Raw genomic sequence first — 24,145 nt, forward strand, 5'->3', positions numbered from 1 at the left:
ACCCTGGTCTTACTGCAAGAGGGACCTGGCGTACTCGATCTCCGGGCCGTACTCCGCCTCGTCCTTCACCGGGGTCTCCAGCACCACGGGAAGCCCCTCGAAGGCGCCGGAACGCAGGAGCCGCGCGATGCCCGCCTCGCCGATGAAGCCCTTGCCCAGGTTGGCGTGCCGGTCCTTGCGGCTGCCGTGGTCGAACTTGGAGTCGTTCAGGTGGACGGCCTTCAGATGGTCCCAGTAGCCGATGCTGCGGGCGTGGGCGACGAAGTCTTCCCATTCCTCCGGCCGGTACATGCCGGCGGCGAAGCCGTGGCAGGTGTCGAAGCAGAAGCCGATGCGCTCGGGCTGCTCCACCCGGCTGCGCACCTCCATCAGCTCTTCAAGCCTGGTGCCCAGCTCCGTGCCCTGCCCGGCCGTGTTCTCCAGGAGGAGCTGGCACGGGCCGGTGTAGGCCTCCAGCAGCCGGTTCAGCGTCTCGACCATGCGCGCCATGCCGTACGCCTCGCCCTCGCCCACGTGCTTGCCCATGTGGCAGACACAGCCGATGGCGCCGTACGCCTCGGCGTTCTCCAGGTCCTGCTTCAGCGACGCGATGGAGATCGCCTGCAGCTCCGGGTCAGGCGTGGACAGGTTCGTGATGTAGGGGGCGTGGGCGACGGCCACCAGGCCGTACTCCGCCATGAGCGCCCGCCCCTGTGCCGCCGCTTCGGGGTCGGCGGACTTTCCCTTGAACCCGCGGGGGTTCTTCGTAAAGAACTGGAACGCTTCGCAGCCCAGCTTGTGGGCGTTCTCCACCGCCTTGGGGAACCCCTTGCTGATGCTGATGTGGCACCCGAGTCTCAACGCCTTCACCTCAATCGTTCAGTATACCTTGTCCGGCGCATCGGCACCCGATTCCAACCCTACTGTGCCCGCACGTACAGGACTTCCTCGATGAAGTCGTCCGGGATGGGCGGCAGCGGGTCGGGCCAGCCCATCCGCACGGCCAGGCCCCTGGCCACCTGCTCGGCCACCCGGGCGCGGTGGGGGCCGTTAAGCTGGTTCCGGCGCTGCCAGTACCCGCGGGCGGGCAGCAGGTCTTCCTCACTCAGCCGCAGCACGTGCTCCCGCAGCCGGTTCAGGTCGGTGTGCGGCGGGCGGGAGAGCGCCGTGGGCACGACGGGCCTTTCCGCCGGGCGGTCGCGCACGACGACGGTGCCGGCGGCCAGGTCGCCCAGGCGCTGCCTGCGGCCGGTGGCCAGGACGCAGATGGAACCGATGAGGTAGTAGGAGGGCAGGTAATCGATGATCCGCAGGAGGTTCCGGATGACCACCTGCAGGAAGGTCACCGGCATGCCGCTGACCTGGACCACCCGGATGCCGGCCACCCGCTTCCCGATCGTCTGGCCGTTCCAGAACGCCTCAAAGAGGAGTTTGTAGAGAAAGAACAGGAGTGCGACGACCAGAAGCAGAATTGCCAGTACAGCCGAGCCGATCAGGTCGAAGTAAGCGCCGAGCTCGGCCCACACGGCCAGCGACGGCGCTGCGACCAGCAGCACGGCGAGGATGACGGCGTACTGGATCACCGCGTCGATCAGCGCCGCCAGGAAGCGGCTGCCGAGACCGACTGGCTCCAGCGCCAGGTCCACGCTCTCCGGCGTGTCGATGCGAATCGGATCCATGTGCTCACCTCGGGGAGGGTATTCTCACGTGAATCAAGACCAGTTTGTGGCTAAGCGGCAGGGGGCCTGGAAGGAGCTGGACGAGATTCTGGCCGCGGCTCAGCGGAAAGGGCCCCGCCAGCTCTCGCTGGAGCAGGTGGAGCGGCTGGGCCTGCTCTACCGCCGGGCGGCCTCCGACCTTGCCTACGCCCGGACTTACTTCCCCGGCGGCCACGCCGCCGCCTACCTGAACCAGCTGGTCGCCCGGGCCCACAGCCTCATCTACGCGGAGGAGCCGCAGCGGCTGCGCTCCCTCTGGCGGCTCTTCGCCCGCACCGTTCCAGCCACCGTCCGCGGGGCCTGGCGGCCCCTCCTGCTTTCCGCCGCCCTGATGCTGCTTGGCGGGCTGGTGGGATTCATTGCCATCCTGTTCGACCCCAACCTGGCGGAGGCCCTGGTGCCGGCGCAGATGCGCCATTATGAGGCCTCCGCCCCGGACGGCGAAATCTTCCCGGTGGAGTTCCGCTCCCTCATCGGCACCCTGATCCTGATCAACAACGTGCGGGTCGGCGTGCTGGCCTTCGGGCTGGGGATCACCCTCGGGATCGGCACCGCCCTGGTGCTCCTCTACAACGGGGTGATCATCGGCGCGCTCGCCGCCCACTATTTCCGGGCCGGCCTTTCCTTCTCCTTCTGGGCGCTCATCCTGCCCCACGGGGCCCTGGAGTTCATGGCGATCTTCCTGGCCGGCGCCGCGGGCTTCTGCCTGGGCTGGCCCATCGTGTCGCCAGGCCGGCTGAGCCGCAGGACCGCCTTTGCGGCCGGCGCCCGGCGGGCGGGGGTCCTGATCCTGGGCTCGCTGCCCTTCTTCCTGGTGGCAGCTGCCATCGAGGGGTTCATCACGCCGATGGGCAGCCTCCCCGAGTGGGGCAAGTACGGTGTGGCGCTCGTCACCGGGGTGTTGGGCATCGCGTACTGGGCGCTGGGGGGGAGGGGGGATCCCGAAGGCGCCCCTGCCGGGCGTGACGCCCGGGCAGCCCCCGGAGCCGGCCCCTAAAGCCGACCCCTAAAGCCGACCCATAAAGCTGGTTGCCTAAAGCTGACCCCCTAAAGCTGACCCCCTAAAGCTGGCCCCCTAAAGCTGGCCCCTAGAGCCGGCCCTGCTCCTTGATCTGCAGATACTGGTTCACCACCGCCGTCGAGAACGACGCCGGCGGCACGTCGATCACCAGCACGCCGCTGCGCTGCAGCCTGGCCCGGGTTTCGGCCCGCTGCGCCAGGACCTCCAGCGCAGTGGCTTTTTCGTAGGCCTGCTGCGTGTCGGACGGCATGCACCGGCTGAGTTCGAGCAGGGCGGGGTCGGTCAGGGTGACGACCAGGACCAGGTGGCGGGCGGCCATGGAGGACAGGTGGGCCGTGAGTCCCCGGTTGATCTCCGGGTCGATGAGGTCGGTGAAGAGCACCACCAGCGACCGCTTGCGGTGCCTGGTCCGGAACCAGGCGAGCATGCGGCCGTAGTCGGGCTCCACCTGCTCCGGCTGGACGTCGTAGATGGACTCCAGCATCGCCATGACCTGCCGCCGCCCCTTCCGGGGCGGCACAAACGCTTTCACCTCGCCGCCGAACAGCATCATCCCCACCTGGTCCCCGCGCTCCGCCGCCACCGTTGCGAGCAGCATGGCGGCGTTCAGCACGTAGTCCAGGCGCGAGAGCCCCCGGATGTGCGGGATCATCAGCCGGCCGGCGTCGATGAGGAGCATGATGGGCTGGGAGCGGTCGACCTGGTAGAGGTTCGTGACCAGACCGCCCCGGCGGGCCGAGGCCGGCCAGTTGATGGCGCGGAACTCGTCCCCGTCCTGGTACTCCCGCAGCGACTCGAACTCGGTCCCGGCCCCGCGCAGGCGGGCGCGCTTCAGCCCCTCCATCTGCCGGCCCTGCCGGATGGCGACTTCATATTGACGGACCGCCATGAGGTTCGGGTATACCCGGGCCTCGTCGACGATGGGCCACGTGATGGTGCGGCGCCACAGCCCCAGGGGCGAGCGATACCGCCCGTGGAGCGGGCCGATGGCGTACCGACCGCGCCGCCCGGGCTTCACCCGGTAACCGGCCTCCACCCAGGCCCCCTCCTGAAGCCGCACCACCGGCCACCGGTCCGGCGGCTCCATGTGAAGCGGCAGGTCGTCCAGCACCTCGAGGGCGACCGGCGCGCTGAGGCAGCGGAAGGACAGGCCGACAGGGTTGGCCTCCCCCAGCGAGAGGGGGCTGCTTACGTGGCGCACTGCCTCAATAGTCCGGCGGGAGGCGGCCAGGTCGGCCAGGGCGACGCCCGCGAGCAGCGCCGCCAGGGCGAGGCTTAGCCAGAGCAGCCCCGGCAGGAGCGCGGGCAGGGCGGCGAGCGCGAGCAGGAGGGGGAGGCGGGGCGCGGGGCTGAACCGTGTGATCATGCGATGGGTTTTCATCAGCGCGGGACCGGCTGGGACTGGAGGATCTGCTCCAGCACCTGGTCGGCCTGCACCCCCTCGACCTCGGCCTCGGGACGGAGGATCACCCGGTGGCGCAGCACCGGCCTGGCCATCTCCTTGATGTCGTCGGGGACCACGTAGTCACGCCCCCTGAGCAGGGCCAGCGACTGCGCGCAGACCAGCAGGGCGACGGCCCCGCGGGGGCTGGCGCCCACCGCCAGGGTCGACCACTCGCGGGTGGCCCGCACGATTCCGTTGATGTAGTCCAGCACCTCGGCCTCCACCTTCACGCTGCGGTGCGCTGCCCGCAGCTCCAGCAGCCCTCGGGCGTCCAGCACCTGTTCGATGCCCGCGCGCTCCAACTCCTGGGCGCGGAAGCCCCGGTAGTGGCGCTCCAGAATCGCCCGCTCCTCCTCCGCTGCCGGGTAGTCCATCTGGATATTCATGAGGAAGCGGTCGAGCTGCGCCTCGGGCAGGGGGTACGTGCCCTCGTACTCGATCGGATTCTGCGTGGCGATGACCATGAACGGCTCCGGCAGCGCATGGGGCTGCCCGTCCAGGGTTACCTGCCGCTCCTCCATGGCCTCCAGCAGGGCCGACTGGGTTTTGGGCGGGGTGCGGTTGATCTCGTCGGCCAGCAGCAGGTTGGTGAAGACCGGGCCCCGCTTCACCTCGAAGGTGAGGTCCCTGGGGTTGAAGACGGTGGTGCCGACCACGTCCGCCGGCATCAGGTCGGGCGTGAACTGAATGCGCTGGAAGCCGATCCCCAGGGCCTGCGCCAGGCTGCGCACCAGGAGGGTCTTCGCCAGGCCGGGCACGCCCTCAATCAGCACGTGGCCGCCCGCCAGCAGGGCCACCAGAATCTGCTCCATCACCTGTTCCTGGCCGACGATCACCTTCCGCAGCTCGGCCTCGATGCGGCGCAGCGTCTCAACCGTCGCGGTAACCGGCATGCTCCATTCTCCTTTGCAGGTTTTCCGCCTTCCGGGCCAGCTCAATCAGCTCGGCGTCGGTGGGCGGGAAAGCATTCGCGCTGGCGGTCCGGTCCAGCAGTCGCTCGATCTCCTCCGCGGGCACGCCGCAGCGGGGCGCCGCGCGCTCGGCGATCTGAGCATGGCTGAGTCCCTGAACGCCGCCCGTCAGCTGGCCCAGCCGTGCCAGGAGCGATCGGTGCAGGGCCCGCAGCACGGCGCCGCGAGCCCCGGCCCTGCGGTAGAGCCGGCTCATGGAGTGCACGTATTCCACGGCCGCTCTCGGCGGGCGGTCCGGCGCGGGCAGGGGCGACCCGAAGCGGGCGCCGTACGACCAGAAGAGCAGGGCAACCGCCGCCGCCAGGAGGAGGCCGAAGGCCTGTAGCGACTCCCGCAGGATCTGCCACCAGTGGGTCGGCGAGGTGAAGCCGTGGTGGTATTCGTCGAAGGCGACCTGACCGCCGTCAGGCGGCAGCAGCACCTGCAGGGCCAGCTCCAGGTTCTGCGCCTCGCCGATGCGGGCGTTGCTCAGCCACTCGGTGTCCGCAGACCAGAAGATGCGGCCCCGGCCCACCCGCCACGATACCAGCACGGGCCGGCCCTGTTCATCCTTCAGGTGGACCAGGCGCTCCGGGGGCGCGTCGCGGAAGCGTCCGCCGCCCACCGAGACCGACTGAATCCCGGCAGTGGCCGGGTGGGCCGCGACCGGGCGCGCAGAGCCCTGGACCGCCGGGCGCACGGAGCCGCCCAACCCGGCCAGCCGCCCGCCCAGGAGGGCCGTTCCGCCCTCGGCGACCCAGTCCTCCAGGGCTTCCACCTCGTCGGGCTCCAGGCTGTCCACGTTCCACACGACGAGGCGGGCCACCGTGCCGTCCAGCCGGTCCAGCGGCAGGGTCCAGCGGCGGGCCGAGCCCTGGTGGTCGAGGACGGCGTAAATGGCGGAAAGCCCCTCCGGGGACTGCGCCCATGACGAGCCCGCCGGCGCGAGCCGGGCGCGGTCCTGGGCGTCTCCGCCCAGCAGGACCGCCACGAAGATCAGTGCGACGAGGCCGACGATGACCGGCCAGGCGTCACCGCTGCGCTTCCGGATAGCGCATCCCCCTCTCGCCAGAGCTGCATGACCAGCGACTCCGCCCGCCGGAACTCATCGGCCCGCGCCGGATGGCCGCCGTACAGACAGCCCTCCAGCAGGTCGTGCAGACTCCGCAGCGCAGGAACCAGTTCCGGGCGCTGCCGGGCCAGCTGCCGCTCGTGTTCCCGGTTGGTCTGCGAGGGCTGGTAGTGGATGGCCCCGAGCCGGTCCAGGTGCATCAGGAGGGCCAGGTGGGCGAGCCGCACGGCGCCGAGGTAGTCGCTGCGGCCCGCGGCCTCCTTCGCCGCCTGCAGCAGTTCCGGCGGCGAAGGTGGGCGGTCGGCTGCAGGACCGGAATCGCCCCGCCAGACCCCCTCCCTGCCCGCGCCGTGGCCGGTCAGGCTGCGGTAGAGGGCGAACCCCGCCCAGCCCAGCGCCAGCGCGCCGACGGCGCCTCCGATCCAGAATGCCAACGGGGGCAGGGGGCCCAGGTCCACCCGGTCCATCTGCCGGGAGAAAAGGCCGTAGAACCACTCACGAGCCCGCTGGAGGAACGACTGGCCGGCCACCTCCGTGAGCGCCCGATCGAGAACGGCGCGTGCGCCGGGGGCCTGCACGGGTTCGGCGGCGAGCAGCTCGCGGGCGGCATGCAGGTGCTCCTCCAGCGCGCGCCGGGTGTCCTTCACGGCGGCGGGATCCCCATCCAGCGCCCCCAGGGCCTCCACCAGGTCCGTCAGGTCGACTTCTGCCCGCCCCGCGCCGGACTCCACCTGCTCCACGCCCTCCAGCAGGTCGGCGGCGGCGCGGATCATCTGCTCTGCGTCGGCTCCCTCGCCGAGCTGCGCGTGCAGCTCGGCGTCCGCCAGGAGCGCGAAGGCCTCGTGCAGCCGGTCGAGGTACGCGTCGGCCGGAACCGGGGCCGCTGCCGCTGCGGCCGGCAGCCAGAGCAGCAGAGCGAAGACGATGAGCACACGCCTCATGGCTGGAAACCTGGGGGGCCTGCCTCCGCCTGCTGCTGGGCCATCGTCTCCAGGTCGTAACCCTCCCTGCGGATCCGCGTGTCGAAGTAGACCAGGGTGAGGCCAACCGCCATGAACGGGGTGATGACGGTGGCCACCAGCCCCTCCATGAGGGAGGTCAGGGCTATGGGCACCAGGGAACCGGTTGCGGCTGCGACGATGCCGGCGACGAAGCTGAAGGGCCCCACGACGATGTAGCTGAGCACCGTGCCGAGCAGGGTGAAGACAATGCCCGTGCCCAGCAGCGGCCAGAAGCGCGACTTGACCAGCTCAAAGGAGCGGGCGAGCGCCGCGCCGGCGCCCTTCTGCTCGATGAGCACGGCGTGGCCCGTGAACACCGTGAACGTTGCGAGGGCAATCAGACCCACGGGAATGGTAATGAACGCCAGGACTACCAGCCCGGCCAGGGCAAGCACGGGAATGGCGACGATCCACAGCAGGGCGAGGAGCACGTATGCCCCCAGCATCGACCCGTAGCGGGCGGCCCCCACGCGGAACGATTCGCCCAGCGACACAGGATTCATGTGGAGCACGGCGCGGGCCGCGACGTCGATCAGCGCGCCCTTGTAGAGCGGGTAGAGCAGCAGAAACGCCACCGGGTAGAGGAGCATCAGCCAGCCCAGTGTGATCAGGCCGGAGAAGTCGCCAAGCTCGGCGGCGGCGAAGATGTTGATCAGGGGGTTGCCGAACATCGTGGCGCCCATGCCGGGCGTCGCCCACAGCATGAAGAGCGAGGTAAGGAAACCGGGTATGGCGGCGATCAGCCCGATGGGCAGCAGCGAGCGCCATGAGCGCCCAAAAACCCGGAAGGTCTGGTCCAGGATCTGGCCCAGGTCCCGGGGCTTGAGGACGGTATCGGCTGAAGCCGGCAGATGGATGGACATAGCAGGACCTCCTTCGCAAACGGCCGGGATCTTATTAAGCTTCTAACTCTAACGACGAGATCCTGCCCGCATTTCTGCACGAACGAAGCAGGGAGCGGTCGTCCGCTCCCCGCGTGCATCAGCCCTTCACTTCGGTCCAGATCTGATCGTACACCTGGTTCATCTCGTCGCCCAGGTCGTCCAGCGACTCCGCGTTCCTCAGCCATTCCGCCGGCGGGTTGATGGCCGGATTCGCCAGGTCCTCCGCGGCGATGTAGGGCAGCGCCGCCTTGTTGGGGTTGCCGTAGGGGTATTCGGCTGAGATGCGGGCGCTGACCAGCGGGTCCAGCAGGAAGTTGATGAACACCTCGGCGGTGTACTTGTGCGGCGCGTCCTTCGGGATGGCGACGTTGTCGATCCACATCGTCACGCCCTCGGGCGGCAGGATGTACTGGTAGTCCTCGCTCTCCCGCATCACCAGGGCCGCCTCGCCGCTCCACACCACGCCGCCCCAGACCTCGCCGCCCAGCAGCAGGTCCTTGGGGCTGTCGCTGTTGAACGCCTTCACGTTGGGCTTCAGGGCCTTCAGCTTCTCCTTCGCCGTCTGAAGGGCATCCGGGTCGGTGGTGTTCAGCCCGTGCCCCTCGGTGCGCAGGGCGATGCCGACCATCTCACGGGCGTCGTCCGGCATCACGAGCCTCCCCTGGAAGTCGGGGTTCCACAGGTCGTCCCACGACTGCATCTGGTCGGGGCTGATCTTCTGGGTGTTGATGATAATCCCCGTGGTGCCCCACACGTAGGGCACGGAGTACTTCAGGTCCGGGTCGTGCTCGAGTCCCCGGAACCGGTCGTCCAGGTTTTTCAGGTTGGGGACGTTGGCGTGGTCGATCTCCGCCAGCAGCCCCTCCCGCCGCAGCACCTTCACCATGTAGATCTCGGGGAAGACCAGGTCGTAGCCCGAAGCGCCGGCCTTCAGCTTGGCGTGCATCTCCTCGTTGCTGGAGTAGGTGTCGTAGTTGACCCGCACGCCGTAGAGCTCTTCGAACTCGCGGATGACCGACTGCGGCAGGTACTCCGTCCAGTTGAACACGTTGAGCTCGGCCGAGAGCCGGCTCATGTCCACACTCGGATCCCGTTCGGGCCGGGGAAGGTCGGATGCGCTGCCCGTGCTCCCCCCGACCGAGCATCCCGAAAGCGCCGCGGCCGCCAGCAGCACCGCGGCCATCACGAACCCCACACGCTTTTTCATCCCGCTCTTCCTCCCGCAACGCAACTAGACTAGATTCGGTTCTCGGTGAGCCGCAGGTACAGGGTGGTTGCGATGCCCGTGATCAGCACCATGATGGTGGAGAGGGCATTCACCTCAGGTGTCAGGCCGGTTTTCATCATCCCGTAAATCCGCAGGGGCAGGGTGGTGGACCCGGGGCCCGCGGTGAAGAACGAGAGGATGAAGTCGTCCAGCGACAGGGTGAAGGAGAGCAGCACGGCGGCGATGATGCCCGGCATCAGGAGGGGGAGCGTCACGTAGCGCAGGGTCTGCCACGGGGTGGCGCCCAGGTCGCGGGCTGCCTCCTCCAGCCGCTCGTCCATATCGCTCAGCCGTGCTCTCAGCACCAGGACCACATAAGAGATCGAGGTTCCGACGTGCGCCGCCAGGATCGTGCCCAGCCCCAGGGAGATTCCCAGGGCCGTGAACAGCACCAGGGCGCCCACGCCCAGCACGATGTCGGGCAGCACCAGGGGCACGTAGAGCAGCCCCTCGATCCAGAGCCGGCCGGGGACGCGGCGCCGGTGCAGGGCCAGCGCCGCCGCCGTACCCAGAGCGGTCGCGATGACCGCAGTGGCGCCGGCGATGATCAGGCTGTTCTTGACCGCCTCCCACAGCAGGCGGTTGTGGAAGAGCCGCACGTACCAGTCCAGCGTGAAGCCCCTCCAGACCGCGCTGGTGCGCGAGCTGTTGAAGGAGAGGATAATGAGCAGGAAGATGGGCAGGTAGAGGAAGCCGTAGACCAGTGCGGCGTGCAGCCGCAGCCAGCCGCCGCTCCGCTTCACTGCTTCACCTCCCCGCCGTCCAGCCGCCCGGCCCGCTGCACCAGCAGCGCCACCACCAGCACCACGCCGGTCAGCGTCAGCGCGATGGCCGCGCCGAAGGGCCAGTTGCGGGCCTGCAGGAACTGGTTCTGGATCAGGTTGCCGATCATCATCGAGCGGGCGCCGCCCATGAGATCGGGAACCAGGTACATGCCGAATGCGGAGATGAAGACCATCATCGAGCCGACCAGGACGCCCGGACGGGAGAGCGGCCAGGTGACCGCCCAGAACGCGGCGAACGGGCTCGCCCCCAGGTCCTGCGCCGCGGCCAGGAGGCGCTCGTCCAGCTTCTCCAGGTTGGCGTACAGCGGCAGGATGAGCAGGGGCAGCAGGGTGTAGACGAGCCCCACCTGCACCGCCAGCTCATTGTAGAGGAGGGGGAGGGGTTCGTGGATCAGCCCTGTTGCCATGAGGAGCGAGTTGATGACCCCCTGCGCCCGCATGAGCACCATCAGCGCGTAGGTGCGCACCAGGAAGTTGGTCCAGAAGGGGATGACCACCAGGAGGAGCAGCCTGCCCCGCCGCTGCAGCGGGCTGCGGGCGATGTAGTAGGCCAGCGGGTAGCCCAGCAGCAGCGAGAACAGCGTGGCCAGCGCGGCCTGCACCAGCGAGCGCAGGAAGATGCGCAGGTAGAGCGGATCCAGCAGCCGGGTGTAGTGGGTCAGTGTGAACCCTTCCGGCCAGGGGGAGTCGGGCGCGATGCGGAAGGCAAAACTGTAAGCCAGCATGAGGACCAGCGGGGCGGCCACCAGGGCCACCAGCCAGACCACCGTGGGGGCCAGCATGGCCCAGCTGTGCCGCCGGGTCATGGGGCCACCACCACGCAGTCCTCCGCGCTGAAGCGGAGCTCCACCTGGTCGCCGATGTCGGGACCGGGACCCGCCGGCAGCAGCGCAGCCAGGCGGCGGCCGGCCACCTCCACCATCAGGCGGGTGCCGGTGCCCACGAAGAGCCGCTCGGCCACAATGCCGTGCACCCGGTTCTCCGCCGGCCCCACGGGCTCGGTCGAGCCGGGCCAGCGCACCTGCACCTGCTCGGGGCGCAGGGCCACCGTCGTCCTGCCCGGCTGCAGGTGGCGGCTCACCTGCAGGTGGTAGTCGCCCCACCGCAGGCGCCCGCTGGCCGCGCCCTCACCTTCCAGAAGGTTGGCCTCGCCCAGGAACTGCGCCACGAAGCGGGTAGCCGGGCGCAGGTACACCTCCTCGGGCGTTCCGATCTGTTCCACGCGGCCGTTTCGCATGACCGCGATGCGGTCTGACATCGCGAGCGCTTCCTCCTGATCGTGAGTCACGTAAAGGAAGGTCGCACCGAGGTTTCGCTGGAGCTGCCTCAGCTCCACCTGCATCGCGCGCCGGAGCTGGAGGTCGAGGGCCCCGAGCGGCTCGTCCAGCAGCAGCACCTTCGGCTCCATGACAAGGGCGCGCGCCAGCGCGACCCGCTGCTGCTGTCCGCCGGAGAGTTCATGAGGACGCCGGCGACCCAGGTCGCCCAGCCGCACCACCTCAAGAGCCTCGGCGACCCGCCGCCGAATCTCCGTCGGAGGCACCTTCTTCATGCGCAGGCCGAACGCGACGTTGTCAAATACGGTCATGTGCGGGAAGAGCGCGTAGTGCTGGAAGACCGTATTGACGGGTCGCTTGTACGCTGGGAGTCCCTGAACCGGTCGGCCCGCCAGCCAGATCTCACCGGAGGTGGGCTCCTCAAACCCGGCCAGCAGCCTGAGGGTCGTGGTTTTCCCGCAGCCGCTGGGCCCTAGCAGCGTCAGGAACTCGCCCGGACGAATTTCGAGGGTAAGTTCGTTAAGGGCTACGGTCGAATCGAACCTTTTCGACACGCCCCGAAACTCGACCATATTGTTCGTAGCGACCTCACGCCTTTCTCCAAGAGTTGGGGCGTGCCGGCTCTGCCGGTCCGGCAGAGCCACACGCCAGCCAACATCATTCGTCCCTGGGGGGAGAGGTTCCTTCAAGTGAGGCACGTAAACGTGAAAAAAAACGCCCGCCAGCGCAGGCTGGCGGCCGCGGGCCGCTGTGTTCTCATCTGGTTGCCACGGAATGGGGATTGATGACCCGCAGGTGGGCCCTTCTGCGGTGGTGAGCCCGACGTGCGTGGCGCCGAGGCCGTCCCGTCTCGGCGGGGGGCGGCAGGTCGACGATCACCATCGTCGCGATGAACGCCAGGGCCATGATGAGAAGGCAGAGCAGCGCGTGGGTGTCGGGTGTTACCTGGAAGATCATACCGATCGCCTCCCATCATGAGCCGCGCTTTCTGCGTTCGTGAAATCTCGAACTAATATTCGCGGATCAATTCCTACCTTTATTCTAGTGGTTGCCCGGTCGGGCTGCATATAGCCCCAATGCCCTAAAATCAACCATCCTTCCCGGGGGTATGCGGCCTGGGGCCAGAGCAGGAGAAGGCGGGGGCGCGGCGAAGAATTCCATAAAATGGATTTCGGAGGGCTGGCCGTGCACCTTCGTCCGGCGCTGGCGATCGCGGTGGCCTTCGCTGGGGGTATTCTGGTCGCGGAGTGGGTGCGGCCCCATCCCGCGGTCTGCGCGGCGGCGCTGGTGCCGCTGCTGGGGCTGCTGCTCGCGGGGCGCAGGAGCGGCGCGCTGCTCCTTGCCGCCGTCGTGCTCTCCGGGGCGGCGCGCTACGCCTATGTGCAGACGCTGGGCCGCGGCAACCTCGCCGCGTGGGCCGACGAGCGGGTGACCGTGGTCGGCACGGTGGTGAGCGAGCCCGCGTTGCAGTCGGGCGGCAGCGTCGCGTACATCGTCGCGGCCGAGTCGGTTGATGGCCTGCCGGCCCGGGGCAGGGTGCGGGTCACGCAGCGTAGCGGGCCCGAACCCGCCTACGGCGAGCGGGTCGCGGCGTCGGGCACCCTGACGCCGCCCCGTGGGCCGCGCCGCCCTGGGGGCTTCGACCAGGCCGCGTACCTGGCGCGGCAGTCGGTCTACCTGGCGATGGAGTCCGGCCCGGTGCAGCGGCTGGGCCCGGGCAGGCTCGACCCGTTCCGGCGGGCCGCCGTAGCTGCCCGGCTGCGGCTGGAGGGGGTGCTCTACCAGGCCCTGCCCGAGCGGGAAGCGGCCCTCATGGCCGGCCTGCTGTTCGGGAGCCGGACCCGCCTGCCCGCAGACATCGAGGACGCCTTCCGCGCCACGGGCGTCTTCCACCTGCTGGCCGTGAGCGGCGGCAACGTCGCCATGCTGGTGATGCCCCTGCTCTGGTTCCTCTACCGGGCGGGGCTGGGGCGCGCCGCCGCCGCGGCCCTGGCCATCCCCGTGGTGGCCTTCTTCGTGTTCCTCACCGGCGCCAGCCCCTCGGTGCTGCGGGCCGGGCTCATGGCCGCGCTGGTTCTGGCCGGGGACATCCTGGGGCGTGAGCGGGACGCCCTGAACACCCTCGGCGCCGCCGCCGCCCTGCTCCTGGCCGCGCTGCCGGGGATGCTCTTCGACTTGGGCTTTCAGCTCTCGGCGGGGGCCACCCTGGGCATCCTGCTCCTGGCCCGGCCGATCCAGGAATGGCTGTCGCCGCGGCTGGCCCGGGCCCTGCCCGAACGGGCGGCGGTGTGGCTCTCCGCCGGGCTGGCTGTGACGCTGGCGGCACAGGCGCTGGTGGAGCCGCTGAGCCTGCACGCATTCGGCGCCTTCTCGCCCATCGCGCCCCTCGCCAACCTGCTGGTGGTCGTCTTCGTGGGCTGGCTGGTGCCCTTCGGCCTGGCGGCGGTGCTCCTGGGGCTTTTCGTCCCGCCCGCGGTGTGGCTGCTGGGGAGCCTGGGCCGTGTTGCGCTGGCCGGGCTGGTGTACCTGGTGAAGGCCCTGGCGGCGCTGCCGCTTGCACACCTCTCCGTGGGGAGGCTGCCAACAGGATGGGTCCTGGGGTGGTACGGCGCGCTGGCGTTGGTGGCCGTGCCGGCAGCCCGGAGGCTGGCGGCGGATACCTGCACCGGGGTGTGGGCTCGCCTGCGGGCAGGCTGGGCCACGGCCCCCGCCGCGTGGCTGCTGGTCGCCGTGGCGGCGGCGGGAGCGGCCCTTTCCTGGCGCATGGCGCTGGCAGGTGCGCCCGACCGCCTCGAAGTGGCGGTTCTGGACGTGGGCCAGGGGGACGCCATCCTGGTGCGCGCGCCTGGCGGGCGCGCGGCGCTGATCGACGCCGGCCCGGCCTACCGGGTCGGTTCCGGCAGCCCCGGCTTCGACGCGGGGAGAGAGGTGGTCGTGCCCCATCTGAAGCGGGCCGGGGTGCGCCGCCTGGAGGTTCTGGTCCTCACGCACCCTGACGTTGACCATGTGGGCGGCGCGGAGGCCGTGCTGCGGGCGGTGCCGGTGGGGCAGGTGCTCGTGAGCACGACCTCCGCCCCGGAGTCCCGCCATGCGGCGGCCCTGGAGGCCGCCGCCGAGCTGGGCGTGCCGGTGCGGGTTCCCCGGGAGGGGGAGGTCCTGTCCCTGGGGGAGGGCGTCGCCCTGCAGGTGCTGGGCCCCCCGGCTGAGCCGATCGCCGGCAGCCGCTCCGATGACAACGCCAACTGCATCGCGCTGCGGGTCGTATACCGGCAGGTCGCCTTTCTGCTGGCCTGCGACCTGGAGGGGGTCGCGGAGGAGCGGCTGGTGGACCGGGAGCACGCACTCTCGGCCGACGTGCTGAAGGTCTCCCACCACGGCTCGCGCTTTTCGACTACCGAACGGTTTCTCCGGGCTGTGCGCCCGCGGTACGCCGTCATCTCCGCAGGCAGCGGCAACCCCTTCGGCCATCCCCACGGCGACGTGCTGGACCGGTTGCGAGACGCCGGGGCCGAGGTCTGGCGCACGGACCGGCACGGGACGGTGACGGTGCGCACAGACGGTTTCCGGGTCCGGGTGGAGGGCAGCGGCGGGCGGCCCCAAGGCGCGAAAGCGCGGCCGCTCCCGCCCTGGGGCGGCCGCCTGATCGGCGCGTGGTGATCGGCTCAGCGGCGGTCTCAGCCGCGCTTCCGCGCACGGCGCAGGGCCTTCATCCGCACCACCCTGTCCGCGTTGATCTCGGGGTCGCCCACCTCGGGCGGGGGCCAGCGGTGGCGGGCGAAGCGGGCCGCCTGCACGGTGGCGAAGGCCCACACGGGGGCCAGGGCGCCGATGACCATCACCTGCAGGGCGGTGACGAAGAACCAGACCCAGAGGCCGGCCGGCGGCAGGGCCACGGGGAACTCCCAGCCGACCAGCAGCACCACGCCTCCCACCGGCAGCGCGAGCAGCGCCGCACAGCTCAGGGCCGCGTGCAGGCCGGCGGCGGCCACGTACCGCGGCTTCCGGTAGTCCCGGCGCGAGAGCGCGAAGCCTGCCGCGTAGGCCGCCAGCAGAGCGGCCGCCGCGGCCGCGAGCGCGTACCGCAGCGCCGCGAGGGTCCACGGGCCGTCCAGGCCGGCCGCCCGCGGGCCGTACGCTCCCCCCAGCGCGAAGAACAGGGCGTGGAAGAGGGCGAGATAGGTAAGGTGTGCCCGGAACGCCGCGGCGCCGGAGGGGCTGCGGTAGACTATGAGGAGGTAGAGCAGCGCCAGCAGCAGGCCGGGCCCGAGGTAAGGCAGCCGGTCCAGCGCGCCTTCCTTCAGCCAGGCCTCCCGCGCGGCGCTCACCTGCTGCTCCATCCGCTCCAGGTACGCGGCCCCCTCCACGGCCGTGGCCGGGACCGGCGGCAGCTCCTCCGGCGAGCCATAAGCCGCCAGGGCCGCAGCGGCCCAGGCGCGGCGGGAGGTGAGGTGCACCTGCGTCAGGGCGTCCAGCGGCCGCCCCTCAATGTCCAGCGCGCTCACGATGGGTTTCCCCCGCGGGGAGACGGGCGCGGGCAGCCCGGCCAGGGCCGCGACGGTGGGGGCCACGTCGTAGATGGTCGCGTCGCCCCCGCCGCCGGCGAGAACGCCGCTGCCCGCGAGGATGAGCGGGGGGCCTGCGGGTCCGGCCGAGCGGCCCTCGGGCGTACCCGCGACCACCAGCGCGGTGGTCCGCCAGTCGATCAGGTCCAGCAGCGAGACCAGGCGGCGGTCCAGTTCGGCCAGGGCCGCGTCATCCACGCCGTCCGCCGCGAGATCTCCTGCCTGCACGATGATGAGCCGCGGACCGCCGGGCTCCAGCATCTGCTGCACGGCCGCCTCGAGCTCGCCCAGGTTCGCGCCGTCGTGCCACGGCGACAGCGCGCCTTCTGCCAGCGCCGCCAGGACCGGGCCGCCGGCCCCGCCTGCGGAGACCTCGCTCCGGGCGGCGGCGTGCACAAGGCTGTCCATCACAGGCCGGTCCGCAGCTGCGTCCGCCGCGAACCCGCCCCGGGCGGGGGGCGCGCCGCTGAGCAGGACGGGCATCAGGTCTGCGGCGCCGTCGGTGCCAGGGGCGTCCAGCCGGTAGGCGGCGCCGCGCCGCCTCAGCCAGTCCAGCGAGGGCAGCCGGTAGACCCGGTCGGGCGTCAGCCCGTCGATGATCAGAAGCACGACCCGGTCGGCCAGGGGGGCCGATCCCGCGGCGGGCCGCTCGGCGCGGGCTGCGGCCGGCTGGAAGGCGGCGAGCTGCGCATAGCCGAAAGCCGCGGCGTGCCACGCGCCGTACGCCGCGCCGAAGAGAAGGAGAATGAGCAGCAGGACGGCCGGGCCGCGGCGCACATGATCGCCCCCTGTCGGACATGAGATGGCTCTAAGATTCGTTTTCGGGCGCCGGCGCTCCTGCAGGGAGGCCGGGCCTCGTTCCCGAATCGTTCATTGCAGATGACGGAGAGGGAGTGGCACTGCGTTGCGTTACCACGAAGCGCTGGCGGAGATCCGCGAAGGTCGGCTCCGGCCGGTCTACCTCGTCTACGGGGAGGAGTCCTTCCTCGTGGAGGAGGTCTACCGCGCGCTGCGCGATGCGATCGTGCGGCCGGAGACCGCCGACTTCAACTTCCACGTGCTGGAGCCCGGGCCCGACCAGCTGACGCAGGCCCTGAGTCTCGCCCAGACCCAGCCCTTCTTCGCGGATCGCAGGCTGGTGGTGGTGAAGGACTGCCCCGCCATCGCGCCCCGGCGCAGGGCGGCCTCTGACGATGAGGCTTCCGGCGACGCAGGCGACGCCGCCCTCCTCGACTACCTGAAGGCGCCCGTGCCTTCCACTGTGCTCCTCTTCCTCGCGGGCGCGGTGGACGGCCGGCGGAAGACCACCCGTGCGCTCACGGCCGCGGGGGGCGCGGTGGAATGTCAGCCGCTGAAGCCGGAGGACGCCGTGATGTGGGTGCAGCAGCGGGCGCAGTCCGAGGGGAAGCGGATCGGCACGCAGGCGGCGCACCTCCTCGTGGAGCGGGTCGGAACCGACCTGGGCCTGCTCGCCCGCGAACTGGAAAAGCTGGCGCTCTACGTGGGGCGCGCCGGCGAGATCCGCCCCCGGGACGTGGAGACCATGGTGGCCAACCTGGCGGAGACGGAGATCTACCGCCTCACCGACGCCGTGCTGAAGCGTGAGCGGGCGCGCGCGATGAGCCTGCTGCAGCGGCTGCTGCAGCAGGTGGACCACCCGCTTCAGCTCCTGGCCGCCCTGATCAACCGGTTCCGCCAGCTTCTGATGGTCAAGTCCCTGGCCGCGCGGCGGCTGCCCCGCCGGGAGGCGGCGGCTCTCGCGCGCATGCACCCCTACGCCTACGGCAAGCTGGCCGAGCACGCGGCCACCGTGGACCGCGCGCAGATCGCCGCGGCCCTCAGGCGGCTGCTGGAGGCGGATCTGGCGATCAAGTCAGGGTTCGACCCGCGGCTGACCCTGGAGACGGTGGTCGCCGAGCTGATGGGCGAATAGCTGCCGGGCAGGCAAGAGCCCCAACCGCACAGGCGGTTGGGGCATCTGTACACTATGAAGGACTGCCCGTATTACTCGTTCGCAGCCTCGGCGGCGGTGGCAGCGGCCAGCGCCCTGGCCAGGCGCGCCTTCTTGCGGGCGGCGGTGTTCTTGTGGATGACACCCTTCGTCGCAGCCCGGTCGAGCGCGGAGAAGGCCCGGTTCAGCAGGACCTGGGCGTCCTCGGTGCCAAGAGCCTCCCGGTACTTGCGAATTGCCGTCCGGAGGCTGGACTTGACCATCTTGTTGCGCGCGGCACGCTTCGCGGCCGTCAGCGCACGCTTCTTCGCGGACTTCGTGTTAGCCAATTCCTCACCTCCAAGCAGCGGCATTCAACATCGGAATTCTAGCATACCCCCGGCTGGCATGCAAGGGAAATCCCGCCGCGAATAATTGTTTTGTCGCGCGCTCAAACTATAGGGCAGGATACGGAGGTGAGCGGCGCGATGGTGAGCGCGATCGTACGCTTTGTGGTGTCGGCCATTGTGCTCCTGGTCGTCGCGTGGCTGACGCCAGGTTTTGCCGTGAACGGATTCTGGGCCGCGCTCTTTGCCTCGCTGGTGATCGCCGGCCTCGGCTGGGCCGCGCAGGCCATGTTGGGACGGGGGGCCTCCCCGGCCGGGCGGGGCTTTGCAGGGTTCATCGCCGCGGCGGTGATCATCTACCTGACCGGGTGGCTCTTTCCCGGGTGGCTGACGGTCACCTGGTGGGGCGCCCTGATCGCGGCGTTCCTCATCGGCCTGGCCGACGCCGTGGTTCCCACCGAACTCCGCTGACGCGAACCTTTTTTCGCTGCACACCGTCCTATTCTGCGAACAGCCGACGGCGCCCCGGCGCCCTCGGCCATCGCTGAGGTGATGCAGCATGTCCGTTCCCGGCGCCAGCCAACCGATTCCAGCTCCTCCGCACCGGCCCCGGCGACGCGCCGGATGGGCGGTGCTTGCCGCGGTGCTGGCGCTTCTCGCGACCGGCGCCGGCGGGTTTCTGCTGGGGCAGTACACCGCCCCCCAGTCGCCCTTCGACCCGCTGTGGCTCCGGGCGTATACGGACCGGCCGCTGGACACGGCGCCGCCGGGGGACGGGTTCTGGATCGCCGGCTATTACGTGGATTACGACGGCGACTCCCTGGAATCGGTGCGTCTGAACGCCCCCCACATGGACCAGGTGATCGTGTTCGGTTACGGCTTTGACTGGGAGGGGAACGCGGTCGGGCGCGACCAGCACCTCATCCGGGGCGTGACCAACCGGCAGAAGCGGGTGCTGCTCTTCGGGAATTTCGCCGATGCGGGCTTTGACGCCGACCTTGCCCATCTGATCCTGACGGATCCCGAGGTGCAGGAGCGGGCCATGTCGTCGATGCTCGCCGAGGCGAACCGGCTGGGCGTCGCCGGCATTCAGATTGACTTCGAGAACATCCCTCCCGAGGACCGCGAGGCGTACACCCAGTTCCTCCGCCGGCTGAAGGAGCGGCTGGAGCCGCTGGGTCTCACGCTTTCCGTCGCGGCGGCCGCCAAGACGTCTGACACGACCACGGGCTGGGGCGGCGCCACCGACTATGCGGCCATCGGGCAGATTGTCGACTACTTTTACATTATGGCGTACGACGAGCACTGGCTCGGCGGCGAGCCCGGCCCCATCGCGTCGCTGGACTGGGTGGAGCGGGTGATCCGCTACGCCACCGGCGTGATGCCGTCGCAGAAGATCCTGCTGGGGGTTCCGTTTTACGGCTACGAATGGTCCCTGGACCCCGCCCTGGGCGCCGAGACCAACGCGGCCTACGGCCCCGGGCGCATGCAGCGCCGCGCGGCCGAGTTCGGGGCTGAGGTCGTGTGGGACCCGGTGGCCGGCGAGAACAAGGCGGTCTTCCTCACCGACGAGGGGGAGCGCATCGCCTGGTTCCCCGACGAGCGGAGCCTGGAGGCCAAGCTTCGCATGGCCTACCAGTACAACCTGAAGGGGATCGCCATCTGGCGGATTGGCCTGGAGCCGGACGAGTGGTGGCACCGCCTCGGCGAGTTCCGCCTGAGTCCTGAAAAGTAGCTGCCGTATTCCCTAGCGTGTACCCGCACCGGGCAGTCTATTCACCCCTGTACCCGGCCCGCGCGATGTGGTAATCTAGTGGAACCATTCTGGCTTCAGGAGGGGGCCTGGTCCCATGACCCTGCACGAGCTGGCGGCGGAGCTGGCGAGGCGGATGAACTGCACGGTGGAGCCGGGCGAGGCGGATGCGCAGTCGGTCACGGTGAGAGGGAAGGGGTACCACTTCGTGGTCGCCGGCTTCTTCGGCGGCTGGCAGGCAACCCTGTACATTCCGGAACAGGAGCCGGTGACCTTTTACGGCGAGGCGGTGGAGGCGCTGGAGCTGCGGCTGAAGGGAAAGCTCTCGGGGCGGCCGGTTGATTAGCAGTGAGATCACTTGATTCTAGTTCCCGGCGGAGGTACAATAGCCGCGAAGCCAGCGGGCATGTGTTCTGCGTGGTTCTTCTTTTTTTCAATTCGGATGGTTGCGAGGGAGATTGACGGATATGGAAGAGAACAAGCCGGTCGTGTTGTCGCCGGAAGGCCTTCAGCAGCTTCAAGAGGAGCTGGACTACCTGCGGAACGTGAAGCGGAAGGAAGTGGCGGAGCGCCTGAAGGAAGCCCGGTCGTACGGCGACCTCTCGGAGAACTCCGAGTACGATGACGCCCGCAACGAGCAGGCCTTCGTTGAAGGGCGCATCGCGATGCTGGAGAATACGTTGCGCAACGCCGTGATCATGGACGATGCGGAGGACGAGGCTGAAGCGGGCAAGATCCGGCTTGGCTCCACAGTGGTGCTGAAGGACCTGGAATACGGCGACCTGCTGGAGTACACCATCGTTGGCACCGTGGAGGCCGATCCGGCCAAGAACAAGATCTCCAACGAATCGCCCGTCGGCAAGGCCATCATGGGGAAGACCAAGGGTGAGGTCGTGGTGGTGGAGGCGCCGGCCGGGCAGATCGAGTACGAGATCGTCGACGTAAAGTAGGAATTAGGCATAGGCGGCGCGCCCCGACCTGCACAGGTCGGGGCTGCGGCGCTCTTCGCGCTTGTCATAACGTCTGCGGCTCGTCCGTACACTGGAGTACGGCCCCTGAGACATGCCCGACGACCGCAGGCGAGGTGAGTTTCCATCGACCGCAACCTCTGGACGGCGAGGCCGCTGCTGGTCGCCTACCTGCTCGTGATCAGCGTTACGGCTGGTCTGCTGGTGAACCGGCAGCCGCCCGACGCCGGCTCGCTGCCGGCCATGAGCGGCCGCGAGCCCGAAGGCCGGCTGCACGAATCGGAGCCAGACGAGGACCCCTTCTGGATGGCCCTGTTCCGGCCGGGATTGCCCACCGCCCGGCAGATGCTGCGCGCGGCGCTGCCGGCGCTGGCGGCCGCAGGACCCCTGGGAGAGCAGCATGACCGCACGCTGCGCTTCCTGTGGACAGGCCGGCAGCCCGGGCGGCCCCATACCCTGTTTCAGGCGGCCCTGCCGTTTCTGCGGCCCAGCGCGGCCCCCGCGCCGCCGATGACCGTGGACCCGTCGCTCCCGTCCGGCGAGAGCCCGGGGCCCGACACCGGCGCCGCAGAGCCGGCGGTGGCGGCGGAGCCCGCCCCCCGGCCGGAGCCCGCCGTCACGGTGCTGAACGACGGGCTGCCCCTGGTGGGGATTTACCACACCCATGACTACGAGGCGTACATCTCGGAGTTCCCCGACCTGACCGTGAGCACTGACCAGGACCTGAGGCTCATCGCCTCCTACGACCACAGCAAGCGGACCATCGTGGACATCGGCGCGATTCTGGCCCGCCGGCTCAGGGACCTCGGGGTCACGACGGTGCACGCCCCGTTCAAGCACCAGGAGCTGGGCTACGACTACGCGTACCAGTCCTCGCGGGCCACGGCCCGCCAGATCCTGCGGGAGGCGCCGACGGTGAAGGTGCTGATGGACCTGCACCGCGACGGCAACATGGACCTGGACTCCACGACCTACGTCGACGGCCTGCCCGTGGCCCGGGTGCGCTGCGTCATCGGCGCCAGGGAGGATCTGACCCACTGGCAGGAGAACCTGGCCTTCTGCAACGCCCTGATGGCCAAGATGGAGGAGGCCAATCCCGGCATCACCCTGCCCACGCTCACGCCGCAGGCCCGCTACAACCAGGACCTCCTCCCCGGAGCCATTCTGCTGGAGATCGGCAACGCCCTCAATACGTTCGAGGAGGCAGAGCGGGCCGTCTACCACCTGGCCGATGCGCTGGTGGAACTGCTGCGGGCCGGGGAGTACCCGGGCGCAGAGTAGACCGCGTCGTGTTGTGCCCGCTCCGGAGGTGGTGATATAATACTCTGAAGCCTATTCTGGAGGCAGAAAGGAAGGCAACATGGTCGACCAGAAGCATATTCGCAACTTTTGCATCATCGCCCATATCGACCACGGCAAGTCCACCCTGGCCGACCGGCTGATCGAGTTTACCGGGGTGCTGACCCAGCGGGAGATGGAGGATCAGGTCCTTGACAACATGGACCTGGAGCGGGAGCGCGGCATCACCATCAAGGCCCAGTCGGTCCGCATGGAGTACGCGGCTGACGACGGCCAGCAGTACGTGCTCAACCTCATCGACACGCCCGGCCACGTTGACTTCACCTACGAGGTCTCGCGGGCCCTGGCGGGCTGTGAGGGCGCCCTGCTGGTGGTGGATGCGTCGCAGGGCATCGAGGCGCAAACCCTGGCCAACGTCTACATGGCCCTGGAACACGACCTGGAGATCATCCCCGTGATCAACAAGATCGACCTGCCCTCGGCCGACCCGGAGAAGGTCAAGCAGGAGATCGAGGAGGTCATCGGCCTCGACACCTCCATCGCCATCATGGCCTCCGCCAAGGCCGGCATCGGCATGAAGGAGATTTTGGAGGCCGTGGTCAATTTCATCCCGCCGCCTCAGGGCGACCGGCGGGCGCCGCTGCGCGCGCTCATCTACGACTCCTTCTACGACTCGTACAAGGGCGTCATCACCTACTTCAGGGTGTTTGAGGGAACCGTAAGGAAGGGCGACCGGATTCGCTTCATGGCCACGGGCAAGGAGTTCATCGTCGACGAACTCTACGTCTTCCGGCCGGGCCTGACCCCGGTGGAGGAGCTGGCGGCCGGCGAGGTCGGTGCCCTGGCCGCGACCATCAAGGAGGTCAAGAATGTCCGGGTGGGCGACACCATCACCCTGGCGGAGAATCCCGCCCCGGAGCCGCTGCCCGGCTACCGCCGCGCGACGCCGATGGTGTTCACGGGCCTGTACCCGGTGGAGTCCAACGACTACGGCCGCCTGCGGGAGGCCCTGGAGAAGCTTCAGCTGAACGATGCCTCGCTGTCGTTCGAACCCGAGACGTCGGAGGCGCTGGGGCTCGGCTTCCGCTGCGGCTTCCTGGGGCTCCTGCACATGGACATCATCCAGGAGCGGCTGGAGCGGGAGTTCGACCTGGCCCTCATCACCACCGCCCCCAATGTGATCTACCGCGTCAACCTGACCAGCGGCGAGCAGATGATGATTGAGAATCCCGCGGACTGGCCGGATCCGAGCCATATCGCCTCCGTGGAGGAGCCGGTGATCAAGGCCTCAATCATAACGCCCTCGGAGTACGTGGGACCCCTGATGGAGCTGTGCCAGGACCGGCGCGGGACCTTCCTCAACATGGAGTACCTGAACGAGAAGCGGGTCAACCTGCACTACAAGCTGCCCCTGTCGGAGATCATGTACGACTTCTTCGACCAGCTGAAGACCCGCTCGCGCGGCTACGCCAGCTTCGACTACGAAGTGACCGGCTACGAGCAGGCGGACATGGTGAAGATGGATATTCTGCTGAACGGCGAGTCGGTGGACGCTCTCTCCAGCATCGTTCACCGGGAGAAGGCGCAGAAGCTGGGCCGCGCCCTGGTGCGGAAGCTGCGCAAGCTCATCCCCAGGCACATGTTCGAGGTGCCCATCCAGGCCGCCGTCGGCAACAAGATCTTGGCGCGCGAGAACATCGCCCCGCTGCGCAAGGATGTGCTGGCCAAGTGCTACGGCGGCGACGTCACCCGCAAGCGGAAGCTGCTCGAGAAGCAGAAGGAGGGCAAGAAGCGGATGAAGGCGGTCGGTTCCGTCGAGATCCCGCAGGAGGCCTTCATGGCCGTGCTCTCCACAAACCCTGACGACGACTGACGCAACCGGCCGGGC

23 protein-coding genes are annotated in these 24,145 nt (G+C 69.3%); 9 read left to right on the forward strand and 14 right to left on the reverse strand.

All coding sequences use genetic code 11. The features are described 5' to 3' along the window. Positions 1-9 precede the first annotated feature (9 nt). Positions 10-840, reverse strand: a complete 831-nt coding sequence (locus ACZ45O_RS16420) for a deoxyribonuclease IV (RefSeq protein ID WP_464854483.1) — start codon at positions 838-840, stop codon at positions 10-12. Positions 841-899: 59 nt separating this feature from the next. Next, the gene (locus ACZ45O_RS16425; RefSeq protein WP_464854485.1) at positions 900-1,658 is read right to left on the reverse strand and encodes an RDD family protein; all 759 of its coding nucleotides are present in this window, start codon (positions 1,656-1,658) and stop codon (positions 900-902) included. Between the two features lie 28 nt (positions 1,659-1,686). On the opposite strand from ACZ45O_RS16425, the gene ACZ45O_RS16430 reads away from it, so the two are divergent. Continuing rightward, positions 1,687-2,694: a stage II sporulation protein M gene (locus tag ACZ45O_RS16430; RefSeq protein WP_464854486.1), complete on the forward strand. Its 1,008-nt coding sequence runs from the start codon at positions 1,687-1,689 to the stop codon at positions 2,692-2,694. Between the two features lie 91 nt (positions 2,695-2,785). Here ACZ45O_RS16430 and ACZ45O_RS16435 read toward each other — a convergent pair whose 3' ends face one another. From ACZ45O_RS16435 to ACZ45O_RS16480, 10 genes are all read right to left on the reverse strand, one after another. Beyond that, on the reverse strand, positions 2,786-4,084 hold the full coding sequence (locus ACZ45O_RS16435; protein WP_464854487.1) for a DUF58 domain-containing protein: 1,299 nt from the start codon (positions 4,082-4,084) through the stop codon (positions 2,786-2,788). Positions 4,085-4,098: 14 nt separating this feature from the next. Then, on the reverse strand, positions 4,099-5,055 hold the full coding sequence (locus ACZ45O_RS16440) for an AAA family ATPase (RefSeq protein ID WP_464854489.1): 957 nt from the start codon (positions 5,053-5,055) through the stop codon (positions 4,099-4,101). Beyond that, positions 5,033-6,103 (reverse strand): DUF4350 domain-containing protein, encoded by a 1,071-nt coding sequence (locus ACZ45O_RS16445; protein ID WP_464854491.1) that lies wholly within the window; start codon positions 6,101-6,103, stop codon positions 5,033-5,035. The genes ACZ45O_RS16440 and ACZ45O_RS16445 overlap by 23 nt, the downstream gene beginning before the upstream one ends. A gap of 5 nt (positions 6,104-6,108) precedes the next feature. Next, complete coding sequence (locus ACZ45O_RS16450) at positions 6,109-7,125, reverse strand: DUF4129 domain-containing protein (protein ID WP_464854493.1); 1,017 nt, start codon at positions 7,123-7,125, stop codon at positions 6,109-6,111. Then, on the reverse strand, positions 7,122-8,048 hold the full coding sequence (locus ACZ45O_RS16455) for a DUF7847 domain-containing protein (protein ID WP_464854495.1): 927 nt from the start codon (positions 8,046-8,048) through the stop codon (positions 7,122-7,124). Before ACZ45O_RS16455 ends, ACZ45O_RS16450 begins: the two co-directional genes overlap by 4 nt. 118 nt (positions 8,049-8,166) lie before the next feature. Then, positions 8,167-9,276 (reverse strand): polyamine ABC transporter substrate-binding protein, encoded by a 1,110-nt coding sequence (locus ACZ45O_RS16460; protein ID WP_464854497.1) that lies wholly within the window; start codon positions 9,274-9,276, stop codon positions 8,167-8,169. Between the two features lie 29 nt (positions 9,277-9,305). Further along, positions 9,306-10,079, reverse strand: a complete 774-nt coding sequence (locus ACZ45O_RS16465; RefSeq protein WP_464854498.1) for an ABC transporter permease — start codon at positions 10,077-10,079, stop codon at positions 9,306-9,308. Further along, complete coding sequence (locus ACZ45O_RS16470) at positions 10,076-10,927, reverse strand: ABC transporter permease (RefSeq protein WP_464854499.1); 852 nt, start codon at positions 10,925-10,927, stop codon at positions 10,076-10,078. The genes ACZ45O_RS16465 and ACZ45O_RS16470 overlap by 4 nt, the downstream gene beginning before the upstream one ends. Then, positions 10,924-11,970: an ABC transporter ATP-binding protein gene (locus tag ACZ45O_RS16475; protein WP_464854500.1), complete on the reverse strand. Its 1,047-nt coding sequence runs from the start codon at positions 11,968-11,970 to the stop codon at positions 10,924-10,926. The genes ACZ45O_RS16470 and ACZ45O_RS16475 overlap by 4 nt, the downstream gene beginning before the upstream one ends. Positions 11,971-12,154: 184 nt before the next feature. Further along, a complete protein-coding gene (locus ACZ45O_RS16480) occupies positions 12,155-12,355 on the reverse strand; it encodes a hypothetical protein (RefSeq protein ID WP_464854501.1) in 201 nt (66 codons plus the stop codon). 228 nt (positions 12,356-12,583) lie between these two features. Here ACZ45O_RS16480 and ACZ45O_RS16485 point away from each other — a divergent pair, with 228 nt between their 5' ends. Further along, positions 12,584-15,055, forward strand: coding sequence for a DNA internalization-related competence protein ComEC/Rec2 (locus tag ACZ45O_RS16485; RefSeq protein ID WP_464854503.1), 2,472 nt, complete (start codon positions 12,584-12,586; stop codon positions 15,053-15,055). A gap of 17 nt (positions 15,056-15,072) precedes the next feature. Here ACZ45O_RS16485 and ACZ45O_RS16490 read toward each other — a convergent pair whose 3' ends face one another. Next, positions 15,073-16,737 (reverse strand): hypothetical protein, encoded by a 1,665-nt coding sequence (locus ACZ45O_RS16490; protein ID WP_464854504.1) that lies wholly within the window; start codon positions 16,735-16,737, stop codon positions 15,073-15,075. Between the two features lie 127 nt (positions 16,738-16,864). On the opposite strand from ACZ45O_RS16490, the gene holA reads away from it, so the two are divergent. After that, a complete protein-coding gene (gene holA, locus ACZ45O_RS16495) occupies positions 16,865-17,893 on the forward strand; it encodes a DNA polymerase III subunit delta (RefSeq protein WP_464854505.1) in 1,029 nt (342 codons plus the stop codon). Positions 17,894-17,964: 71 nt separating this feature from the next. Here the strand turns inward: holA and rpsT are convergent, their stop codons facing one another. Then, positions 17,965-18,240: a 30S ribosomal protein S20 gene (gene rpsT, locus ACZ45O_RS16500; protein ID WP_464854506.1), complete on the reverse strand. Its 276-nt coding sequence runs from the start codon at positions 18,238-18,240 to the stop codon at positions 17,965-17,967. A 138-nt stretch (positions 18,241-18,378) separates the two neighbouring features. On the opposite strand from rpsT, the gene ACZ45O_RS16505 reads away from it, so the two are divergent. The 6 genes from ACZ45O_RS16505 to lepA all read left to right on the forward strand — a co-directional run bounded on the left by ACZ45O_RS16505 (position 18,379) and on the right by lepA (position 24,130). Further along, positions 18,379-18,708 (forward strand): phage holin family protein, encoded by a 330-nt coding sequence (locus tag ACZ45O_RS16505; protein WP_464857816.1) that lies wholly within the window; start codon positions 18,379-18,381, stop codon positions 18,706-18,708. Positions 18,709-18,868: 160 nt separating this feature from the next. Next, positions 18,869-19,972 (forward strand): glycosyl hydrolase family 18 protein, encoded by a 1,104-nt coding sequence (locus ACZ45O_RS16510; protein WP_464854507.1) that lies wholly within the window; start codon positions 18,869-18,871, stop codon positions 19,970-19,972. 115 nt (positions 19,973-20,087) lie between these two features. Beyond that, positions 20,088-20,336 carry a hypothetical protein gene (locus tag ACZ45O_RS16515; protein ID WP_464854508.1) on the forward strand — a complete coding sequence of 83 codons (249 nt, stop codon included), beginning with the start codon at positions 20,088-20,090 and terminating at the stop codon, positions 20,334-20,336. Positions 20,337-20,457: 121 nt separating this feature from the next. Then, on the forward strand, positions 20,458-20,940 hold the full coding sequence (gene greA, locus ACZ45O_RS16520; protein ID WP_464854509.1) for a transcription elongation factor GreA: 483 nt from the start codon (positions 20,458-20,460) through the stop codon (positions 20,938-20,940). A gap of 195 nt (positions 20,941-21,135) precedes the next feature. Beyond that, positions 21,136-22,239: a stage II sporulation protein P gene (locus ACZ45O_RS16525; protein ID WP_464854510.1), complete on the forward strand. Its 1,104-nt coding sequence runs from the start codon at positions 21,136-21,138 to the stop codon at positions 22,237-22,239. A gap of 79 nt (positions 22,240-22,318) precedes the next feature. Beyond that, positions 22,319-24,130 (forward strand): translation elongation factor 4, encoded by a 1,812-nt coding sequence (gene lepA, locus ACZ45O_RS16530; RefSeq protein WP_464854511.1) that lies wholly within the window; start codon positions 22,319-22,321, stop codon positions 24,128-24,130. Positions 24,131-24,145 lie beyond the last annotated feature (15 nt).

The organism is Symbiobacterium turbinis (assembly GCF_055383075.1).